The sequence below is a fragment of the Actinomadura rubteroloni genome, from assembly GCF_002911665.1.
Taxonomy (GTDB): Bacteria; Actinomycetota; Actinomycetes; order Streptosporangiales; family Streptosporangiaceae; genus Spirillospora; species Spirillospora rubteroloni.
On record NZ_MTBP01000004.1, the window covers coordinates 461,744 to 479,283 of the forward strand.

Annotated in this window: 15 protein-coding genes; 10 read left to right on the top strand and 5 right to left on the bottom strand. The window is 74.5% G+C overall.

What is annotated here, in order from left to right:
* Window positions 1–465: 465 nt before the first annotated feature.
* The 3 genes from BTM25_RS26350 to BTM25_RS26360 are packed head-to-tail and all read left to right on the top strand — an operon-like array spanning window position 466 to window position 3,260.
* Entirely contained in the window at window positions 466–1,575 is a 1,110-nt protein-coding gene (locus tag BTM25_RS26350) for a YihY/virulence factor BrkB family protein (RefSeq protein ID WP_103565760.1), read from the top strand.
* Between the two features lie 59 nt (window positions 1,576–1,634).
* Window positions 1,635–2,588: a phosphotriesterase family protein gene (locus tag BTM25_RS26355; protein ID WP_103565762.1), complete on the top strand. Its 954-nt coding sequence runs from the start codon at window positions 1,635–1,637 to the stop codon at window positions 2,586–2,588.
* A gap of 39 nt (window positions 2,589–2,627) precedes the next feature.
* A complete protein-coding gene (locus BTM25_RS26360) occupies window positions 2,628–3,260 on the top strand; it encodes a phosphoribosyltransferase (protein ID WP_235828685.1) in 633 nt (210 codons plus the stop codon).
* Between the two features lie 245 nt (window positions 3,261–3,505).
* Here the strand turns inward: BTM25_RS26360 and BTM25_RS26365 are convergent, their stop codons facing one another.
* The 4 genes from BTM25_RS26365 to BTM25_RS26380 form a co-directional block, all read right to left on the bottom strand.
* Window positions 3,506–3,802, bottom strand: coding sequence for a WhiB family transcriptional regulator (locus BTM25_RS26365; RefSeq protein ID WP_081640018.1), 297 nt, complete (start codon window positions 3,800–3,802; stop codon window positions 3,506–3,508).
* A 184-nt stretch (window positions 3,803–3,986) separates the two neighbouring features.
* The gene (locus tag BTM25_RS26370; RefSeq protein WP_103565763.1) at window positions 3,987–4,892 is read right to left on the bottom strand and encodes a sucrase ferredoxin; all 906 of its coding nucleotides are present in this window, start codon (window positions 4,890–4,892) and stop codon (window positions 3,987–3,989) included.
* Between the two features lie 122 nt (window positions 4,893–5,014).
* Complete coding sequence (locus BTM25_RS26375) at window positions 5,015–6,520, bottom strand: glycerol-3-phosphate dehydrogenase/oxidase (RefSeq protein ID WP_103565765.1); 1,506 nt, start codon at window positions 6,518–6,520, stop codon at window positions 5,015–5,017.
* A complete protein-coding gene (locus BTM25_RS26380; protein ID WP_103565766.1) occupies window positions 6,517–7,098 on the bottom strand; it encodes a TetR/AcrR family transcriptional regulator in 582 nt (193 codons plus the stop codon). The genes BTM25_RS26375 and BTM25_RS26380 overlap by 4 nt, the downstream gene beginning before the upstream one ends.
* 39 nt (window positions 7,099–7,137) lie before the next feature.
* On the opposite strand from BTM25_RS26380, the gene BTM25_RS26385 reads away from it, so the two are divergent.
* From BTM25_RS26385 to BTM25_RS26415, 7 genes are all read left to right on the top strand, one after another.
* On the top strand, window positions 7,138–8,739 hold the full coding sequence (locus tag BTM25_RS26385; protein WP_103565767.1) for an FAD-binding oxidoreductase: 1,602 nt from the start codon (window positions 7,138–7,140) through the stop codon (window positions 8,737–8,739).
* Window positions 8,739–9,620: a diacylglycerol kinase family protein gene (locus BTM25_RS26390; RefSeq protein ID WP_103565769.1), complete on the top strand. Its 882-nt coding sequence runs from the start codon at window positions 8,739–8,741 to the stop codon at window positions 9,618–9,620. Before BTM25_RS26385 ends, BTM25_RS26390 begins: the two co-directional genes overlap by 1 nt.
* 592 nt (window positions 9,621–10,212) lie before the next feature.
* Window positions 10,213–10,554: a DUF485 domain-containing protein gene (locus tag BTM25_RS26395; protein ID WP_103565770.1), complete on the top strand. Its 342-nt coding sequence runs from the start codon at window positions 10,213–10,215 to the stop codon at window positions 10,552–10,554.
* Complete coding sequence (locus tag BTM25_RS26400; RefSeq protein ID WP_103565772.1) at window positions 10,551–12,197, top strand: solute symporter family protein; 1,647 nt, start codon at window positions 10,551–10,553, stop codon at window positions 12,195–12,197. Before BTM25_RS26395 ends, BTM25_RS26400 begins: the two co-directional genes overlap by 4 nt.
* A 134-nt stretch (window positions 12,198–12,331) precedes the next feature.
* Window positions 12,332–13,873, top strand: a complete 1,542-nt coding sequence (locus BTM25_RS26405; protein ID WP_103565773.1) for a metallophosphoesterase family protein — start codon at window positions 12,332–12,334, stop codon at window positions 13,871–13,873.
* Between the two features lie 145 nt (window positions 13,874–14,018).
* Window positions 14,019–14,516 (top strand): DUF4234 domain-containing protein, encoded by a 498-nt coding sequence (locus BTM25_RS26410; protein WP_103565775.1) that lies wholly within the window; start codon window positions 14,019–14,021, stop codon window positions 14,514–14,516.
* 81 nt (window positions 14,517–14,597) lie between these two features.
* A complete protein-coding gene (locus BTM25_RS26415; protein ID WP_103565777.1) occupies window positions 14,598–16,232 on the top strand; it encodes a bifunctional 3'-5' exonuclease/DNA polymerase in 1,635 nt (544 codons plus the stop codon).
* Between the two features lie 10 nt (window positions 16,233–16,242).
* Here the strand turns inward: BTM25_RS26415 and BTM25_RS26420 are convergent, their stop codons facing one another.
* On the bottom strand, window positions 16,243–17,223 hold the full coding sequence (locus BTM25_RS26420) for an ABC transporter substrate-binding protein (protein WP_103565778.1): 981 nt from the start codon (window positions 17,221–17,223) through the stop codon (window positions 16,243–16,245).
* Window positions 17,224–17,540 lie beyond the last annotated feature (317 nt).

The following is a 17,540-nucleotide window of genomic DNA, read 5'->3' on the forward strand; positions in this document are numbered from 1 at the left end:
CGTGGTCGGGGCGTCACAGACAGATCGCGCTGCGGACGCGCAGGAAGTCCACGTGCCGGCGCATCACCAGCAGGGGGTCCGCAGCAGTCATGCGTCGACTCTGACATGCGGATCCGTCCACTGTCCAGTTGTGTCCGGAATGCGGACGGGTGAGAAGTGTCATCCCTGCCGCCTCCAGTTCACCGGAGGTTCAGCCGGTTCGGCGCCCGGTCCGCTAGGGGCGGTCGCGGCGGCGTCGTCGCGCTCGGCGGCCGGCGGCTGGTGCTGGCAGTCGCACCACGAGCCGCCGCGGCACGCGCCGTGGTGGTCCTCGCGGCAGGCGACACAGATCATGGGTTCATTGTCGCCGATCGTCCCCGGTGTCCGGAACGGCGCCCCCCGTCCCGCGAAACGATCATGATCCGGATCGCGGTGGGCGCCGTCAAAGCGGGTAGACCGCGAGCAGACCCCCTACCGTGAGGCGCTGTGACCACCGTTTCGGGAACACCCGGCCCGCAGGGTCCGCCGTCCGGCCCGCCGGACCCGGACCGCCCGGACGGTGCCGCCGACCGGACCGCGACCAGGGGGGACGAGATCACCGACCGGCAGCCCATCGCCCGCGCCGCGCGGTGGGCGGGCGCGGTGCGCGGGTGGATTGTGCGGGCTTGGGGCGCTCTGCCGGCGGGGGTCCGCCGGGTCGCGCGGACGGCCTGGGCGCTCGTGCGGGGGACGACCGTCACGGCGTTCCGGCACCGGGTCACCGGGCTCGCCGCCGAGGCGGCCTTCTTCGCGCTGCTGTCGCTGCCGCCGCTCGCGATCGGGCTCGTCGGCACGATGGGGCACTTCACCGGGCTGCTCGGCGCCGACACGATCGCCGACAGCCGGGCCTGGCTCATCGAGCAGGCGCAGCGGGTGCTGACGCCGTCGGCCGTCCACGACGTGGTCGTGCCGCTGCTGGACGACGTGATCAAGGGCGGCCGGCCGGACCTGGTGTCGGTCGGGTTCCTGCTGTCGCTGTGGGCCGGGTCGCGCGCCACCAACGTGTACGTCGACACGATCACGATCGCCTACGGGCTGTCGGGCGTGCGCGGAATGATCCGGACGCGCGTCCGGGCGTTCCTGCTCTACCTCGTCGGGCTCGTCGTGATGATCGTGGTCATCCCGCTGCTGGTGGCGGGGCCGTCGCTGGCGCGCCGGGCCGTCCCGGACGGGGGGACCGTGATCGAACTGCTGTACTGGCCCGTGGTCGTGACGCTGACCGTCGTTTTCCTGGCGCTGCTCTACCACATGAGCGTCCCGGTGCGGACGAATTGGTGGCGCGAGGTCCCCGGCGCGGTGCTGGCGCTCGTCATGCTCGTCTTCGGCAGCTTCTTCCTGCGCACCTACCTGGCCGGTTCGCTGAGCGGGGTGTCGGTGTACGGGTCGTTGTCGGCGGCCATCGCCGTGCTCGGCTGGCTTTACATCGCCGCGCTCGCGGTGCTGATCGGCGCCGCGCTCAACGCCGAGATCGACCGCCGCTGGCCGAGCGCCGGGACGGCCCGCGCCCGCGCCGTCCGCGCCGCCGCGACCCCGGACGGCGGCGCCTCCCCGATCTAGGGTAAAACAAACCCGATACACCGTTTGAAATGGCCAAACATGTCGTAATGTCGGATTACATGACCCCTCGTGAGGAGCCCGGGCGGCTGCGCACCGTCACGGGCACGATTCCGACGTCCGCCATCACCGGTCCGGTGCTGGCGCACGAGCACCTCCAGCTCGATCTGCGCTGGCCCTCGCGCCCCGCGGCGACGCCGTCCGACCCCGGCCGCTGGCTGGACGAGGAGAAGGCCGTCACCGCCGAGCTGACGCGGCTGCGCACCGACCGGGGCCTCGGCCTCGTCATCGACCTCACCTGCGGGGGGATGGGCCGCAACGCCGCCGCGCTGGCGCGGATCAGCGCCGGCGCGCGCGTGCCCGTGGTCGCCGCGACCGGGTTCTTCGCAGAGCCGTTCCACCCCGCCTACGTCCGCGAGGCCGACGTGGACCGGCTCGCCGAGCGGCTGCTCGCCGAGATCGGCTTCGGGATGGACGGCACCAGCTCGCTGCCGGGCGTCATCGGGGAGGTCGGCACCTGGAACGAGGTGCCGAGCCGGGACGAGGAGCGCGCGCTGCGCGCCGCCGCCCAGGCGTCCCGCTACTCGGGCCTCGCGATCGCCACCTACGGCCGCGCCGGGCTCGCCGAGCTGGAGATCCTCACGACCGCCGGGACGAGCCCCGCCCGGATCGCCGTCGGCCGCCAGGACCGCGCCGACGACGCGGGCGCCACCCGCAAGATCGCCGAGAGCGGCGCCTATGTCGCGTTCGGGTCGCTCGTCCTCGCCGGGGACGACGCCGCCGCGATCGGCGCCCGCGTGCGGGCCGTCATGGAGCTGCTGGAGGCCGGGCACGCCGACCGGATCCTGCTGAGCACCGGCATCGCCCGGATGGGCCAGGTGACCCGCTACGGCGGCGCGGGCTACGGCTACCTGTTCACGACCTTCCTGCCCGCCCTGCGCGCGGCCGGAGTGGACGAGGCGACGCTGGACGGCATCCTGCGCGACAACCCCGTCCGCTGGCTCACCGCCTCCTGAAGGTTCCAAAACCGGCACCCGCCGGGTAGGGGCGCTGGCGTGAACGTGCCATTCGCCGATCGAGTCGCGGCGGGACGAGAGCTGGCCGGACGTCTCGTCCCGCGGAACCTGGAGGGGGCGCTCGTGCTCGGGCTGCCGCGCGGCGGGACGCCGGTGGCGGCCGAAGTGGCGCGGGCGCTGAACGGGACGCTGGACGTCCTGGTGACCCGGAAGATCGGGGCGCCGGGCCAGCCGGAGCTGGCGGTGGGCGCCGTGGCCGAGGGCGGCGAGCCCGCGCTCGACCCGGCGCTGCTGGCGGAGGCCGGTGTGACCGCCGACGAACTGGCCCCGGTCATCGAGGCCGAGCGGGCCGAGCTGGACCGCCGTGTGGCCACCTACCGGGGCGACCGCCCGCCGCCGGACATGGCGGGCCGGACGGTCGTCGTGGTGGACGACGGCCTCGCCACGGGCTCCACTGCCCGCGCCGCGCTGAAGGCCGTCGGCGCCCGGCGGCCCGCCCGGCTGGTGCTGGCGGTTCCGGTGGGGGCGGCCGACACCGTCCGGGCGCTGCGGGCCGACGCCGACGAGATCGTCACGCTGGCCGAGCCCGTCCCGTTCTTCGCCGTCGGGCAGTGGTACGAGGACTTCGCGCAGACGACCGACGCCGAGGTGGTCGCCGCGCTGCGCGCGTGAGCGGGGCCGCGAAAGCCGTTCTTTGCGATTGCGTGAAATGGCCTACGCACCAGTAGGCCATGCGGTATAAGCGCTTCCCGTGATCTTTCTTCGGCATCGCGCGTCCCGCGCGGTGCCGATTTTCCCCGGACACGCGAACGGCCCCGCGCGAGCGGGGCCGTGACGTTTTCGGGGTCCGGTGGCGTGCCGGGGTGATCGTGCGGATGCGTGCGCGGCCGGAGGGACCGCGTCCGCCGCGCGAGCCGTCAGGCGGCGTTCGCGCGGCGCATCCGGCGACGGCGCTCGGAGGCGCGCTCGTCCTCGTTCAGGCCGCCCCACGTCCCGTACTTCTCGGGACGGGACACGGCGTAGTCCAGGCATTCCGAGCGGACGGGACAGCCCATGCAGATCTGCTTGGCCTTGCGCTCGCGGATCTCACGTTCGGGCTGGCGCTCACCGTCGGGGCCGAAGAAGAGCACGAGGTCTTCTCCCCGGCACGCCGCGGCGTCCTGCCAGCCCCATGAGGGACGAGGGAGGTTTGCCTGCCGACGTACCTGAGCCATGGAACACCCACCTTGATTGGTTTTACCGAGCAATTGCGGACATGGACGCTCGACGTGCTTCGCCCGTGATGCGTCCGAAGCGCCGAATAGTCCAACGTCTGAAGTTGCCGCTCTGTTCCCCGCCCGGTGATCCGGAAGCTGGGGTCGTGCGACAGGGAAGCCCACGAATGGGGCCTTCGAGAGATTACACGAGGGCGGCGGCGTTGAGAAGGGTGAGGTCCCTAACAATGTAGGTTTCCAGGTTCTCCCGGCAGTCCGGCCCGCACGGAGCCGCCGCCTTCGCGCGCTCGATGACGACCCGATAACGGGCTTCTCCGGCCGATACGACCGCTTCATACGGAGAAGTCCCGGTCAGTGATTCGACGCGGACGGCGTCGATCCCGAGAACGCCCGTCCGCGCCCGGACGAAGTGCTCGGCGGCCTGGACGGGCTCGGGCTGCCCGGCCCGTCCGCGCAGCCGCGCCGGCGCGACCTCGCCGCGCGTGTAGGCCGTCACGGCGTCCACGGCCTCGGCGGTGCCGAGATCGCCGTAGTACAGGGCGTGCGGCAGGCAGACGAGGTTGGCGGCGAACCGGTCCCCGCCGACGTGCGTGGTCTCCCAGACCGGGCCGGGGAAGCGGCGGGCGAGCGCGCGGGCCAGCGGGGCGCCCGTGCGGGCGCAGCAGGCGTTGCGGCGGCCGTGCGTGCAGACCAGCAGGACGGGTCCGGGAACGCGGTCGCCGAGCCCGGGGCTGCGCCCGGCGGCGAGCGCGGCGAAATCGAGTCCGGCCAGTTCGGCCGGGTCGGCCAGCTCCCGGCCCTCCAGCCACACCTTTGCGCCCGGCGCGGAGTACCCCGCGTAGACCTGGACGGGCGGGGTCGCGCGGCGCCGCCCCGGACGCCGGACGAGCTGCGGCCGGACCCCGGCGGCGCGAGCCGCGCGGACGGCGTCGCCCACGGGCCCCGCGGGCAGGTCTTCGACGCGCTCGGGCCACGGCCCGGGATGCTCGACCAGCAGCCAGGACCGGGCGCCGGTCGTGGCGCTCGCCAGGCAGGGCCGCTCGCCCGAGTGGCTCCCCGGGCAGTGGTCGCAGCCGTTGTCGCGCGTCACGAGTCCCTTCCCCCCGTCGATTCCACCGGTCACCCGGTGTAAGCACGAGGTTAGGCTAACCTCACCTCTCCCGTCACACCGACCCCGGGTGAGACACGCCATACCCGCAGGACCCGGGCTCCTCACCCGCGCGTGAGCAGGGCGGACGCGACGGGCAGCGCGGCGGCCCGGTCGGCGGCGACCAGCCCGAGCCGGGTGCGGCGGTCGAGCAGGTCGTCTGCCGACAGCGCGCCCTCGTGCCGGACGGCCCAGGCCAGCTCGGCGCGCAGCACCGGCGAGCCGGGCACGACGGGCTCCAGCAGCTCCGGGTCGGCGGCGACCAGCGGGGCCTCGGCGCCGTAGCGGGCGACGAGCCGGGCGGGCGCGTCCGGCCCGGCGGGCCCGGCGCCGACCAGCGGGATCCGGTCCGTCCTGGACGGCGGGGCCGTGACGCGCCCGGCGCGGACCAGCGCGTCGACCGCGTCCTGCGCCATCCGCCGGTAGGTGGTCAGCTTGCCGCCGACGACGGTGACAACGCCGTTCGGCGAGGTGACAACGGCGTGCCTGCGCGATAGGTCGGCCGTGGACCCGCCGCCGTCCAGCAGGGGGCGCAGGCCCGCGAACGCGCCCGCCACGTCCGCGCGGCGCACCGGCGCGGCCAGCACGGAGCCGAGGACGTCCAGCAGGAAGCCGATCTCGCCGGGCGCTGGCTCGGGGACGTCGGGGACGGGCCCGTCCACCGGTTCGTCGGTGAGGCCCACGTAGACACGGCCGTCGCCTTGCGGCAGGACGAGCACGAACCGATTCGCCGCCCCCGGAATGGGCACGTGCAGCCCGGCGCGCAGTCCCGGCAGGCTTTCGGCGCGCAGGACGAGATGGGTGCCGCGCGAGGGCCGCAGCGCGACGCCGTCCACGAGCCCGCCCGCCCACACCCCGGCCGCGTTGACGACCGCGCGGGCGCGGATCCCGAACTCGGCGCCCGTCAGCTCGTTGCGGACCTGGGCGCCGTCGCCCGCCAGCGCGAGCGCCCGGCAGCGGGTGAGGATCCGGGCGCCGTGCGCGGCGGCGGTGCGGGCGATCGCGGTGACGAGCCGGGCGTCGTCGGCGACCCGCCCGTCGAACGACAGCAGCCCGCCGCGCAGGCCCGCCGGGGACAGCGCCGGGGCGAGCCCGAGCGCGGCGGCGGGCGCCAGCGGGCGCGGGCCGGGCAGGACGGCGCGGGGCGTGCCGGCGGCGGCCCGCAGCGCGTCGCCCGCGACCAGCCCCGCCGCCGCCAGAGCACCCTGGAGACGGGGGACGGCGGGCGTCAGCGGTAGCACGAACGGCTGTGCCCGGACGAGGTGCGGCGCGGTGCGGGTCATGAGGATCCCGCGCTCGACGGCGCTCTCGCGCGCGATCCCGACGTGCCCGGACGCCAGGTACCGCAGCCCGCCGTGGATCAGCTTGGAACTCCACCGCGACGTCCCGAACGCCAGGTCGTGCGCGTCGATCGCGGCGACCGACAGGCCCCGCGACGCCGCGTCCAGCGCCACGCCCGCGCCGGTCGCGCCGAGCCCGACGACGAGGACGTCCACGACCTCGCCGGGCAGCGCGGCCAGCTCGCGGGCCCGCCGCGCGGCGTTCAGCGAGGACGCCCGGGGGCCGGTCACGGGGCCAGCGCCCCGTCCAGGACGCGGCGCAGCTCGTCGTCCAGGCCGTCGGCGGGCAGTTCGGCGTCGCGCGTCGCCGCCGGGCCCGACAGCGCGAACGACTGCACGACGAGCAGCAGCGCCCGCGCCTGCCGCGCCGCGTCGCCCGGCCGGATCGACCCGTCGTCGTGCCCGGCGCGGATCGCGGCCTCGAACAGCTCCAGGAACCGCCGCTGCGTCGCGCCGAGCCGGTCCAGGACGTAGGGGAGCAGCAGTTCGGGGTCGACTTCCAGGATCTTGCGCAGCAGCGGGTGGGCGCGGAAGGTCGCGACGCCGTCCACCAGGGCGGCCACGAGCCGGGTCCGGGCGTCGGCGCCGGCCGGCATCTCGACCGGGAGGGCCGTCCACTCGCGGGTCATGAGGTCGGCGACGATCGTCCGGACGTCCGGCCAGCGGCGGTACAGCGTCATCCGCGACACGCCCGCGCGGCGCGCGATGTCGGTGAGGGTCGTACGGCGGACCCCGACGGCCAGCACGCAGTCGCGCGCGGCGTCGAGGACGGCGTCCTCGTCCGTCCTGTTGTTACGATTCGACGTCACGTGTCACAGTGTAAGCACATTCGACGGACAGGAAGAACGATGACCCAGGACATGCTGTGGCGCGGCTGGGGCGACCCCGGCGCCGCCGCGCCGCTGCCGGACGCGGCGGCCGGGCTGCTGCGCGACCTGCTCGGCGTCCGGCCCGCCGCCGCGCCCCCGGCCGACCTCGCCGACGTCGCGCCGCCCGCGTCCCGGCTGGAGTACGCCGCCTACACCGCGCTGGCCGGGGTCGTGGGCGTCCCGCACGTCCGGACCGACGCCGAGGCCCGCGTCCGGCACACGCGCGGCAAGTCCACGCCGGACCTGCTGCGCCTGCGCGCGGGCGACGCCGCCGCCGCGCCCGACGCCGTCGTGCTGCCCGGCTCGCACGCCGAGGTCCTGGACGTGCTGCGCCGCTGCGCGGACCTGGACGTCGCGGTGGTGCCGTTCGGCGGCGGGACGTCCGTCGTCGGCGGCCTCGCCCCGCGCGGCGACCGCCCGTTCGTCGCGCTCGACCTGCGCCGCATGGACACGCTGCTGGACCTGGACGAGGAGTCGCGCACGGCCGTCCTGGAGCCCGGCCTGCGCGCCCCCGCCGCCGAGGCGCTGCTGAACGAGCGCGGCTACACGCTCGGCCACTTCCCGCAGTCCTACGAGTGGGCGACGATCGGCGGGTTCGCGGCGGCCCGGTCCAGCGGGCAGGCGTCCGCCGGGTACGGGCGGTTCGACGACATGGTCGTCGGCCTCACCGTCGCCACGCCCGCCGGGACGCTCGACCTCGGCCGCGCGCCGCGCTCGGCCGCCGGGCCCGACCTGCGCCAGCTCGTCCTCGGCTCCGAGGGCGCGTTCGGCGTGATCACCTCGGTGACCGTGCGGATCCGCCCCCGGCCCGCCGGGACGGCCTACGAAGGCTGGCGGTTCCCCGGTTTCGCGGCGGGCACGGCCGCGCTGCGCCGCCTCGCCCAGGACGGTCCCCGGCCCGCCGTGCTGCGCCTGTCGGACGAGACCGAGACGCTCGTCGGGCTCGCCGACCCGTCCGCCGTCGGCGCATCCCTAGGATCGGGCGCCGGGTGCCTGGCCGTCCTCGGCTTCGAGGGGACGGACGCCGAGATCGCCGCCGCCCGCGACCTCGCCCGCGTCCGGCTCACCGAGGCGGGCGGCGAGCCGCTCGGCGCCGAGCCGGGGGACAAGTGGGAGCGCGGCCGGTTCGCCGCGCCCTACCTGCGCGACGCGCTGCTCGACGCCGGGGCGTTCGCCGAGACGCTGGAGACCGCCGCGTTCTGGTCCCGGATCCCCGCGCTGTACGCGGCCGTCCGGGACGCACTGACGACCACGCTCACCGAGTCCGGGACCCCGCCGCTCGTCCTGTGCCACATTTCGCACGTGTACGAAACCGGAGCATCGCTGTACTTCACCGTCGTGTCCGCGCAGGACGCGGACGACCCCGTCGCCCACTGGGCGAAGGCCAAGGACGCCGCCACCGACGCCATCCTCGCGGCGGGCGGGACGGTCTCCCACCACCACGGCGTCGGCACCGACCACCGCGCCGGGTACGGCCGCGAGATCGGCCCGCTCGGCGCGGACGTCCTGCGGGCCGTGAAGGCGGCGCTGGACCCGTCGGGGATCCTGAACCCCGGGATCCTGCTGCCCGGAGACGCGTGATGAGCGGGCGCGTTGTGAGCGGGCGGAGCTTCACCGTCGTCGTCAACCCGGCGGCGGACGGCGCGGCGGCCGTGCACCCGCTCGCCCGGCGGCTGCGCGACGCGGGCGCCGACGTCGCCGTCGAGCACACGCGCAGCCTCGCGCACGCCGCCGAGCTGGCCCGCGCGGCGGCCGGCGCCGGACGCGTCGCGCTCGCGGTCGGCGGCGACGGCATGGCGGGCGCGGTCGGCGGCGCGCTCGCCGGGACGGGCTCGGTGTTCGGGATCGTCCCGGCCGGACGCGGCAACGACTTCGCCCGCCAGCTCGCGATCCCCGCCGCGCCGGACGCGCTTGCCCCGCTGTTGCTGGACGGCACGCCGCGCGCGGTGGACGCGATCGAGGCCAACGGAGTCGCGGTGCTCGGCAGCGTCTACGCGGGCGTGGACGCCGTCGCGGGACGGTACGCCAACCGGTCCCGGCTGCTGCGCGGCTCGGCGTCCTACTACGCGGGCGCGCTGCGGGCCGTGCTCGGCTGGCGGCCCGCCGACTACCGCGTCACGGTCGACGGCGTCGAGTACCGCGAGCGCGGCTACACCGTCGTCGCCGCCAACTCCGGCTACTACGGCTTCGGCCGCCGCATAGCGCCGGACGCCCGCGCGGACGACGGGCTGCTCGACGTGGTGATCGTCGGCGACGGCCCGAAGACCATGTTCTTCTCCGTCATGCGCGAGCTGGAGGACGGCCGCCACGTCCACCGGCCGCAGGTGCGGGTCGTGCGGGGCCGCGAGGTGCGGATCGAGGCGGCCCGCGAGCTGCCCTACGGCGCGGACGGCGAACTGCCCGGCACGCTGCCCGTGACCGTCCGCGTGCTGCCCGGGGCCCTGCGGATCCTCGCGCCGTGAAAGCTTGGCGGCCACCGGCATGGCGGTTTACGCCCCCATGACAACGGCCTCGGTAGCGTTCCTGGTAAGTCCCGGTTGGGGGCTTTCGGGTCGTCTGCTGGAGGCATCATGAGAGGCGTCACGCACGCCGTTCTGGGGGGACTCATGATGCCCGCAGGCCACCCCGCCGTGGTGGCGCCGGTGTCGACGGGGGTGGCGCCGGCGCCCGCCACGCTCATCCGGGTCCGGCCGCCGTGTGCGGCCGGACCCGTTCCCGTCCGGCGGCTCCCCGCGCGGGCCGCGGACCGGGGCCGGCCGGACGGCGGACGCTGACCCGATCGTTCCGGCACGGCCGAGCGGCGCGGATTTCGGCGCGGCCTCCCTCGGCGGAGGCCGCGCCTCGACGCGTCCGGACGGCATAGAGCGCATCCATTGTGACGTGGGTCTCATTTCTGCATCGTCCCCGCTTCGGTCTCATCTCCCACCCTCCACGGACCGCGCCGGTTCTTGCTCTCATGAACCGATAGGACCCGAAGGGTCCGCGCGGCGTCACCCGGTGTGACCGACTTCCCGGCCGGGTAGACGCCGATGGCGACCAACGCCGGAGGTACATGTGACAACCGATTCGCCCGGAACGCCGTCCGCTCCCGACCAAGCGGCGTTCCTCTCCCTCGCCGAGAGCCCCGAGTTCGCGCGGCTGCGCTCGGCGTTCCGCCGCTTCGTCCTGCCGATGACGGTGGCGTTCCTCGTCTGGTACCTGCTGTACGTCGTGCTGTCGGCCTACGCGCGCGGCTTCATGGGCACCAAGGTCGTGGGCAACATCAACGTGGCGCTGGTCTTCGGGCTGCTGCAATTCGTGTCGACGTTCCTCATCGCCTGGTCGTACGAGCGGTACGCGCGCCGCAGGCTCGAACCGCTGGCCGCCGCCGTCGGCGCGTCGGAGGACGCGTCATGAGCGCCCCCCTGGTCCTCGCCACCTCGGAGAACGAGCACCGGACGATCTCGATCGCGCTGTTCGCCGTGTTCGTCGCGATCACCCTCTTCATCACGATCCGGGCGAGCCGGCAGACGCGGACCGCCGCCGACTACTACGCGGGCGGACGCTCCTTCTCCCCGCTCCAGAACGGCCTCGCCATCGGCGGCGACTACATGTCGGCGGCGTCGTTCCTCGGCATCGCGGGCATGTTCGCGCTGTCCGGCTACGACGGGTTCCTCTACTCGATCGGGTTCCTGGTCGCCTGGCTCGTCGCGCTGCTTCTCGTCGCCGAGATGCTGCGCAACTCGGGCCGGTTCACGATGGCGGACGTGCTGGCGTTCCGGATGCGGCAGCGGCCCGTCCGCGCGGCGGCCGGGATCTCCACCATCGTCGTGTCGATCTTCTACCTGCTCGCGCAGATGGTCGGCGCGGGGGCGCTCGTGTCATTGCTGCTCGGGACGTCCAGCGAGGCCGCCAAAGTCTGGACGATCGTCCTGGTCGGCGCACTGATGATCTTCTATGTGACGGTCGGCGGGATGAAGGGGACGACCTGGGTCCAGATCGTCAAAGCCGTCCTGCTCATGAGCGGCGCGCTCGTCATGACGGTCTGGGTGCTCGCCAAGTACGGGTTCAACCCGTCCGACCTGCTCGGCGCGGCGGCCGACCGCAGCGGCAAGGGCGCCGCGTTCCTGGAGCCCGGCCTGAAGTACGGCGCGACCGACGCCTGGTCCAAGCTGGACCTGCTGTCGCTCGGGCTCGCGCTCGTCCTCGGCACCGCGGGGCTGCCGCACATCCTCATCCGCTTCTACACCGTCCCCGACGCCCGCGCCGCGCGCGCGTCGGTCAACTGGGCGATCGGCATCATCGGCGTGTTCTACCTGATGACGCTGGTCATCGGGTTCGGCGCCGCCGCGCTCGTCGGCGGCAAGGCCATCGTCGCGCAGGACAAGGGCGGCAACACGGCCGCGCCGCAGCTCGCCGAGCACCTCGGCGGCGGCGCGGGCACCACCGGCGGCGCGGTGTTCCTCGCGGTCATCGCGGCGGTGGCGTTCGCGACGATCCTCGCGGTCGTCGCCGGGCTGACGCTCGCGTCGTCCTCGTCGTTCGCGCACGACATCTTCGCGAGCGTCCTGCGGCGCGGGAAGACCACCGAACGCGACGAGGTCCGGGTCGCGCGGCTGTCGGCGCTCGTCATCGGCGCGGTCGCGATCGTGCTGTCGATCTTCGCGCGCGGGCTGAACGTGGCGTTCCTCGTCGCGCTGGCGTTCGCGGTCGCCGCGTCGGCCAACCTGCCGACGCTGCTGTTCTCGCTGTTCTGGCGGCGGTTCAACACGAGCGGCGCGGTCGCCGGGATCTACGGCGGGCTCGTCGCGGCGGTCGGGCTCGTCCTGCTCAGCCCGATCTGCTGGGGCGGCGCGTCCGGCACGCTGCCCAAGGGCAACGCCGACGCCCTGTTCAGCGCCGACACCGTCGCGCCGTTCCCGCTCCAGAACCCGGGCCTGATCTCCATCCCGGTCGGGTTCCTGTGCGCCTTCCTCGGGACGGTCCTGTCGCGCGCCCGCACCGACGAGCGCTTCGCCGAACTGGAGGTCCGCGCCCTCACCGGAAAGGGAGCGCACTAAGGCGGATCCGCCTTGCGCATACGGCTTGACGCGCCGTCCGCGCGACCGCGAAAGTGGCGGTGCCCGGCCTGTCCGGGTACCGCCCGCTCCTCCCTGTGGGCGGACCGTTCCGCACCCCCGGAGGACGATCCGCCGTGGCGGCCCAGCCCGAGCCCGCGTCGGGCAACTCGCGGACGTCGGAGGCCGGCGCGGGCTGGACGTGCGCGGCGCCGGGCTCGTTCGAGGCGCTCGTCCCGCCCCGGACGCGGCGGCTGTTCTGGTACCGGCCGTCCACGCTGTGGCGGTCGCGCAACGACGTCGTCGCCCGGCTGTTCGGCGACCCGTCGAACGAGATCCGCCGCGCGTGGGTCGCGGCCCTCGCCGAGCGCGGCACCCCGGCGGCGTTCACGCTCCAGCGGACGGCCGAGGAGTTCTCGTTCGTCCTGATGGGCGACACCGGGGAGGGCGACCGGTCGCAGTACGCGGTCGTCCCGGCGCTGGAACAGATCGGCGCGGGCACCGACTTCCTGGTCATCGCCAGCGACGTCATCTACCCGACGGGTGACTCCGCCGACTACCCCGAAAAGTTCTTCCGTCCCTACTGCGGCTACCCCGGCCCGATCTACGCGGTGCCCGGCAACCACGACTGGTACGACGGGCTGCGCGGCTTCGTCCGGGTGTTCTGCGACCTGCGCGACGAGCCCGGCGGCGGGCACGCGCGGCCGGCGTTCGGCGGGCCGCTGGCCGGGGCCGCGCGGCTGCTGTGGCGCGCGGCGGCGCCGACCGACGAGGGCGTCCTGGACGCGGCGCGCGAGGCCTACCGGGGGGCGTCGGTGCAGCGGTCCGTCCAGCCCGGCCCGTACTGGGCGATCGACACGCCGCACCTGCGGATCGTCGGCATCGACACCGGCATCGACGGGACGCTGGACCGCGACCAGGGCGCGTGGCTGCGCGGCGTTTCGGCCGGGCCGAAGCCGAAGCTGCTGGTCACCGGCAAGCCGCTGGTGGTGGACGACCGGCATCGTCCCGGGCCGATCGAGGGCGGCGGGACGGTCGACGCGATCGTCCGCGACCCGGCCTGCAACTACGTCGCCGCGATCGGCGGCGACATCCACAACTACCAGCGCTACCCGGTGAAGGCCGGCGACCGGACGATCCAGTACATCGTCGCGGGCGGCGGCGGGGCGTTCATGCACGCCACGCACGTCGTCCGCCGCACCCGGACCGTCGCCGAGGACGACTTCCGCTGCTATCCGCTGCGCGGCGACTCCCTGTCGCGCTACTCCAAGCTGTACGGCCAGTGGACACGGATGCCCGGCCTGTTCGAGCTGTCCCCGCGCGAGGCGACGGCCGCCGTCCGGCACCGGCTCGGCATCCGGCCCGGACGCGGCTACGACGACGCGCCGCCGTCGCTGCGGGCCCGGTTCGTCGCGGTGGCGCTCGGCGTGCCGCGCGGCGGACGCCGCCGGTGGCGATTCCTGCGGCTGCCGGTGCGCAAGGTGCCGCAGTGGTTCCGCTCGGAGTTGGCCGACTGGGACACGCCGCCGTTCTTCAAGAGCGTTCTCCGTCTCGATGTCACGGCCGGTGAGCTGCGGATTCGCTGTTTCGGCGTGACGGGCTGCGGTGATCACGAGCGGCGTCCGCCGGTCGAAGATGAGGTGCGTATCCCTCTTGTTCCGGGTACGTCCGTCAGATAACGAAATGTAGGCGGTTTCCCGAATCTGTTGCTTAATCCACGGACAAGCCGGGTCAGCTCCCCTACAGTCGTCCCTCGACCATGCAGGATGACCGGCGACACCGGACGGTCGGCCGCGTTATGACCGCGTCCAAGGAGAGCACAGAATGAGCCATCCCCAGCAGGGGCAGCCGCATCAGCAGCAGGCCTACCAGGGCGGATACGCCCCCGCACCGGCGCCGCAGCACGCGCCGGCCCCGGTCGCCTCCGGTTACAGCATGAAGCGCCGCAACCCGGTCGGCGCCTGGCTCGGGCTGCCGATCATCACGTTCGGCATCTACGGGCTGGTGTGGTTCTACAAGGTCCACGCCGAACTCTTCAACTACGACCGCCGCACCGGCGACGCCGCGACCAACGCGCTGTTGTCGCTGATCTTCGGCTTCGTCACGCTCGGCATCTGGCCGCTCATCATGTACGTCAAGCTCGGCGGGCGCATCGCGCAGGCGCAGCGCGCGGCCGGGCTGCAGCCGTCCTGCAACGGGGGCCTCGCGTTCCTGCTCGGGATCCTCGGCTTCGGCGTGCTGTACTACCAGATCGAGCTCAACAAGGTCGTGGACCGCTACCCGGGCACCGCGCCCGGCCAGCAGGTCCCGCTGGCGGCCTGATCCGCGTCTCCCCGGCCCCGGCGTCCCGTGCGGACGCCGGGGCCGCGGCGTTTCGTCGTACCCCCGCGCGACAATGCACGGGTGAGGATCGCGGTGGCGGCGGGGCCGGACGGCGGGGGCGTGCTGCGCCCGCTCGCCGACGACGGCGTGCCCGCGGGCCCGGCCGTTCCGGTGCCCGACCTCGCGGCGGCGGTCGCGGCCCGTGAACCGGACGCGCCACGCTGGGTGTGGCCCGCCACCGCCCGGCTGTACCCGGCGCTGCTGCGCGCCGGGGTCCGCGTCGCGCGCTGCCACGACCTGGAGCTGACCGAGGCGCTGCTGGTCGGCCACGCCGGACGGCACGGCGAGCCGCGCTCGGTGGCGGCGGCCTCGGCGCGGCTGCGCGGCGAGCCCGTCCCGGGTGATCCGCCGCCGTCCGCCGAACGTCCGCAGCGCTCGCTGTTCGACACCGGCCCCGAGCCCGACGACATCGACCGCGTCGTCGAGGTGCACGCCGACCAGCGCCGCCGGACGGCCGCGCTGCCCGGGTTCGCGCTGCTCGCGGCGGCCGAGTCGGCGGGCGCGCTGGTCGCCGCCGAGCTGGCGGCCGACGGCCTGCCCTGGTCGGCCGCGCGCCACGACGCGCTGCTGACCGAACGGCTCGGCCCGCGCCCGGCCGCCGGTATGCGGCCGAAGCGCCTCCAGGACCTCGCCGACCGGATCGCCGCCGCGTTCGGCAGCCGCGTCAACCCCGACTCCCCGGCGCAGCTCGTGAAGGCGTTCGCGGCGGCGGGTTGTCCGGTGTCGTCGACGCGCGCCCACGTCCTGAAGCAGACCGACCACCCGGCGGTGCCGCTGCTGCTGGAGTACAAGGAGCTGGCGCGGCTGCACACCGCGCACGGCTGGGCGTGGCTGGACGCGTGGGTGCGGGACGGCCGGTTCCGCACCGAGTACATCGTCGGCGGCGTCGTGTCGGGCCGGTGGGCCGGGCACGGCGGCGGCGCGCTCCAGATCCCGCGCACGCTGCGCCGCGCCGTCGTCGCCGATCCGGGCTGGAAGCTCGTCGTCGCCGACGCCGCGCAGCTCGAACCCCGCGTCCTCGCCGCGCTCGCGGGCGACCGGGCGTTCGCCGACGCGGCGGCGCACGGCGACCTGTACGCCGCGCTGGCCGGCGCGTTCCCGTCCGGCGGCGCGGTCGCCCCGCGCGACCAGGCGAAACTCGCGCTGCTCTCGGCGATGTACGGCGGCGGGACGGGCGACGCCGCCGGGCTGCTCGCCGTCCTCAAACAGCGGTTCCCGGACGCGTTCGAGTACGTCGAGACCGCCGCGCGGGCGGGGGAGCGGGGGCATCTCGTCCGGTCGCTGCTCGGCCGGACCTGCCCGCCGCCGTCGGCCGAGTGGCGCGCGCTCACGTCGGCGGGCGGGGACCGCGCGGCGGCGGCGACGCGCGGCCGGGGCCGGTTCACGCGCAACTTCGTCGTCCAGGCCACCGCCGCCGACTGGGCGCTGGCGCTGCTCGGCGCGCTGCGCCGCCGGCTGACCGCGCTCGGGCCGCCCCGGCTGGTGTTCTTCCAGCACGACGAGGTGATCGTCCACACCCCGGCGGCGTTCGCGGACGCGGTCGCGGCGGCCGTCCCGGACGCGGCCGACGAGGCCCGCGACCTGCTGTTCCCCGGCACGCCGGTCGTGTTCCCGATGGAGACGTCCGTGGTCGACTGCTACGCCGACGCCAAGTAGCCCGCCCGGCTCACGGCCCGATCGGCGCCGCCATCGCCGTCACGTCCACCTTCTGGCGGATGTAGCCGAACTCGCGCATGATGTCGGCGACGCGCTGCAGGCGGGTCGCGCTGACCGACGTCGGGTAGGCGGGCAGGTTCATCGCGCTGATGATCTGCGGGTCCAGCTTGGTGAAGCGGGGCAGCGCCTCCTGGAGGATCGCGCGGTCTTCCGCGACGGCCTGGGCGCGGACGAACGCCCGCTGGAACGCCGCGACCGTCCTCGGGTACCGGCGGGCGAACTGCCGGGTCGTGACGTAGCCCGTCATCGGGAAGTCCTTGGTCGGGCCGCTGGAGAAGTCGGAGATCAGCCGGGCGCCGAGGTGCTCCTGGATCTCCGAGACGAACGGCTCGGTGACGACGATCGCGTCCACCTCGCCGGTCTTCAGGAGGTGCTCCTGGTCGGGGAAGGGCGCGACGACGATGTCCTTCTCGTCCACCCGCACCCCGTAGGGCTGGAGCGCGGCGCGCAGGAGCAGGCTCGCCTCGTCGCCGCGCGCGTTCGTCCCGATCTTCTTGCCGGCGAGGTCGGCGAGGGACGTGACGGGGGAGTCCCGCGCGACGAGCACCCCAGCCATGTTCGGCGTCATCTGCGACGCCTCGGCGATGATCCGCAGGTCGTAGCCGCCGCCGGCCTGCGCGGCGATGGCCCGGACGTGCCCGCAGTGCGCGATGTCCAGGCCGCCGTCCTTGAGCTGCGGCAGGGCCTGCGCGCCGCCCGCGACGATCTTCTGGTGGACGGTCAGCCCCTCGGCCCGGAAGTAGCCCCGGTCGATGGCGATCTGGACCGCCGCGCCCTCGGCGATCGGCATCGTCCCGACCGTCAGCTCCGCCTTCTCCGGTCCGGCGGCGGGCCGCGCGCCGTCGCCGTCGCCGCAGCCGGTCGCGCCGAGGGCGAGCAGGGCGGCGAGGGCTCCGCCGAGGACGGCCCGGACGGGACGGGGGAACGGCATGCACGCTCCTTCGGCTGCGGGGGAGCCGCGGGCACGGCTTGATCGTCGGGGGACTCTAGCGCAGCGCGCGGAGCGTAAACCGTTCCAAACCGGCTGTTTATCCAGGTGAGATCTAATTCGGACACACGGCGTTAAACAGTCCGAAACTCTGTCAAAGTTGTCAATGTGTGGAATGACGGACTTCAGGTTGGTCGCAGGGATTACTCTGTGCTCCAATGACCCAGCCCCCGGAGGCTTCGAGGGTCACGGGCGCCGACGGGCCGGATCGCTTGCGAATCCCCCGTCGCGGCCCGACGCCAGGAAAGGTGATGGAGGGA

Bases quoted from the DNA above. Each gene is read 5' to 3' on its own strand.
- BTM25_RS26355 (WP_103565762.1), top strand. From the start codon at position 1,635: ATGACCCCTCGTGAGGAGCCCGGGCGGCTGCGCACCGTCACGGGCACG.
- BTM25_RS26365 (WP_081640018.1), bottom strand. From the start codon at position 3,802: ATGGCTCAGGTACGTCGGCAGGCAAACCTCCCTCGTCCCTCATGGGGC.
- BTM25_RS26390 (WP_103565769.1), top strand. From the start codon at position 8,739: ATGAGCGGGCGCGTTGTGAGCGGGCGGAGCTTCACCGTCGTCGTCAAC.
- BTM25_RS26385 (WP_103565767.1), top strand. From the start codon at position 7,138: ATGACCCAGGACATGCTGTGGCGCGGCTGGGGCGACCCCGGCGCCGCC.
- BTM25_RS26420 (WP_103565778.1), bottom strand. From the start codon at position 17,223: ATGCCGTTCCCCCGTCCCGTCCGGGCCGTCCTCGGCGGAGCCCTCGCC.
- BTM25_RS26400 (WP_103565772.1), top strand. From the start codon at position 10,551: ATGAGCGCCCCCCTGGTCCTCGCCACCTCGGAGAACGAGCACCGGACG.
- BTM25_RS26410 (WP_103565775.1), top strand. From the start codon at position 14,019: ATGAGCCATCCCCAGCAGGGGCAGCCGCATCAGCAGCAGGCCTACCAG.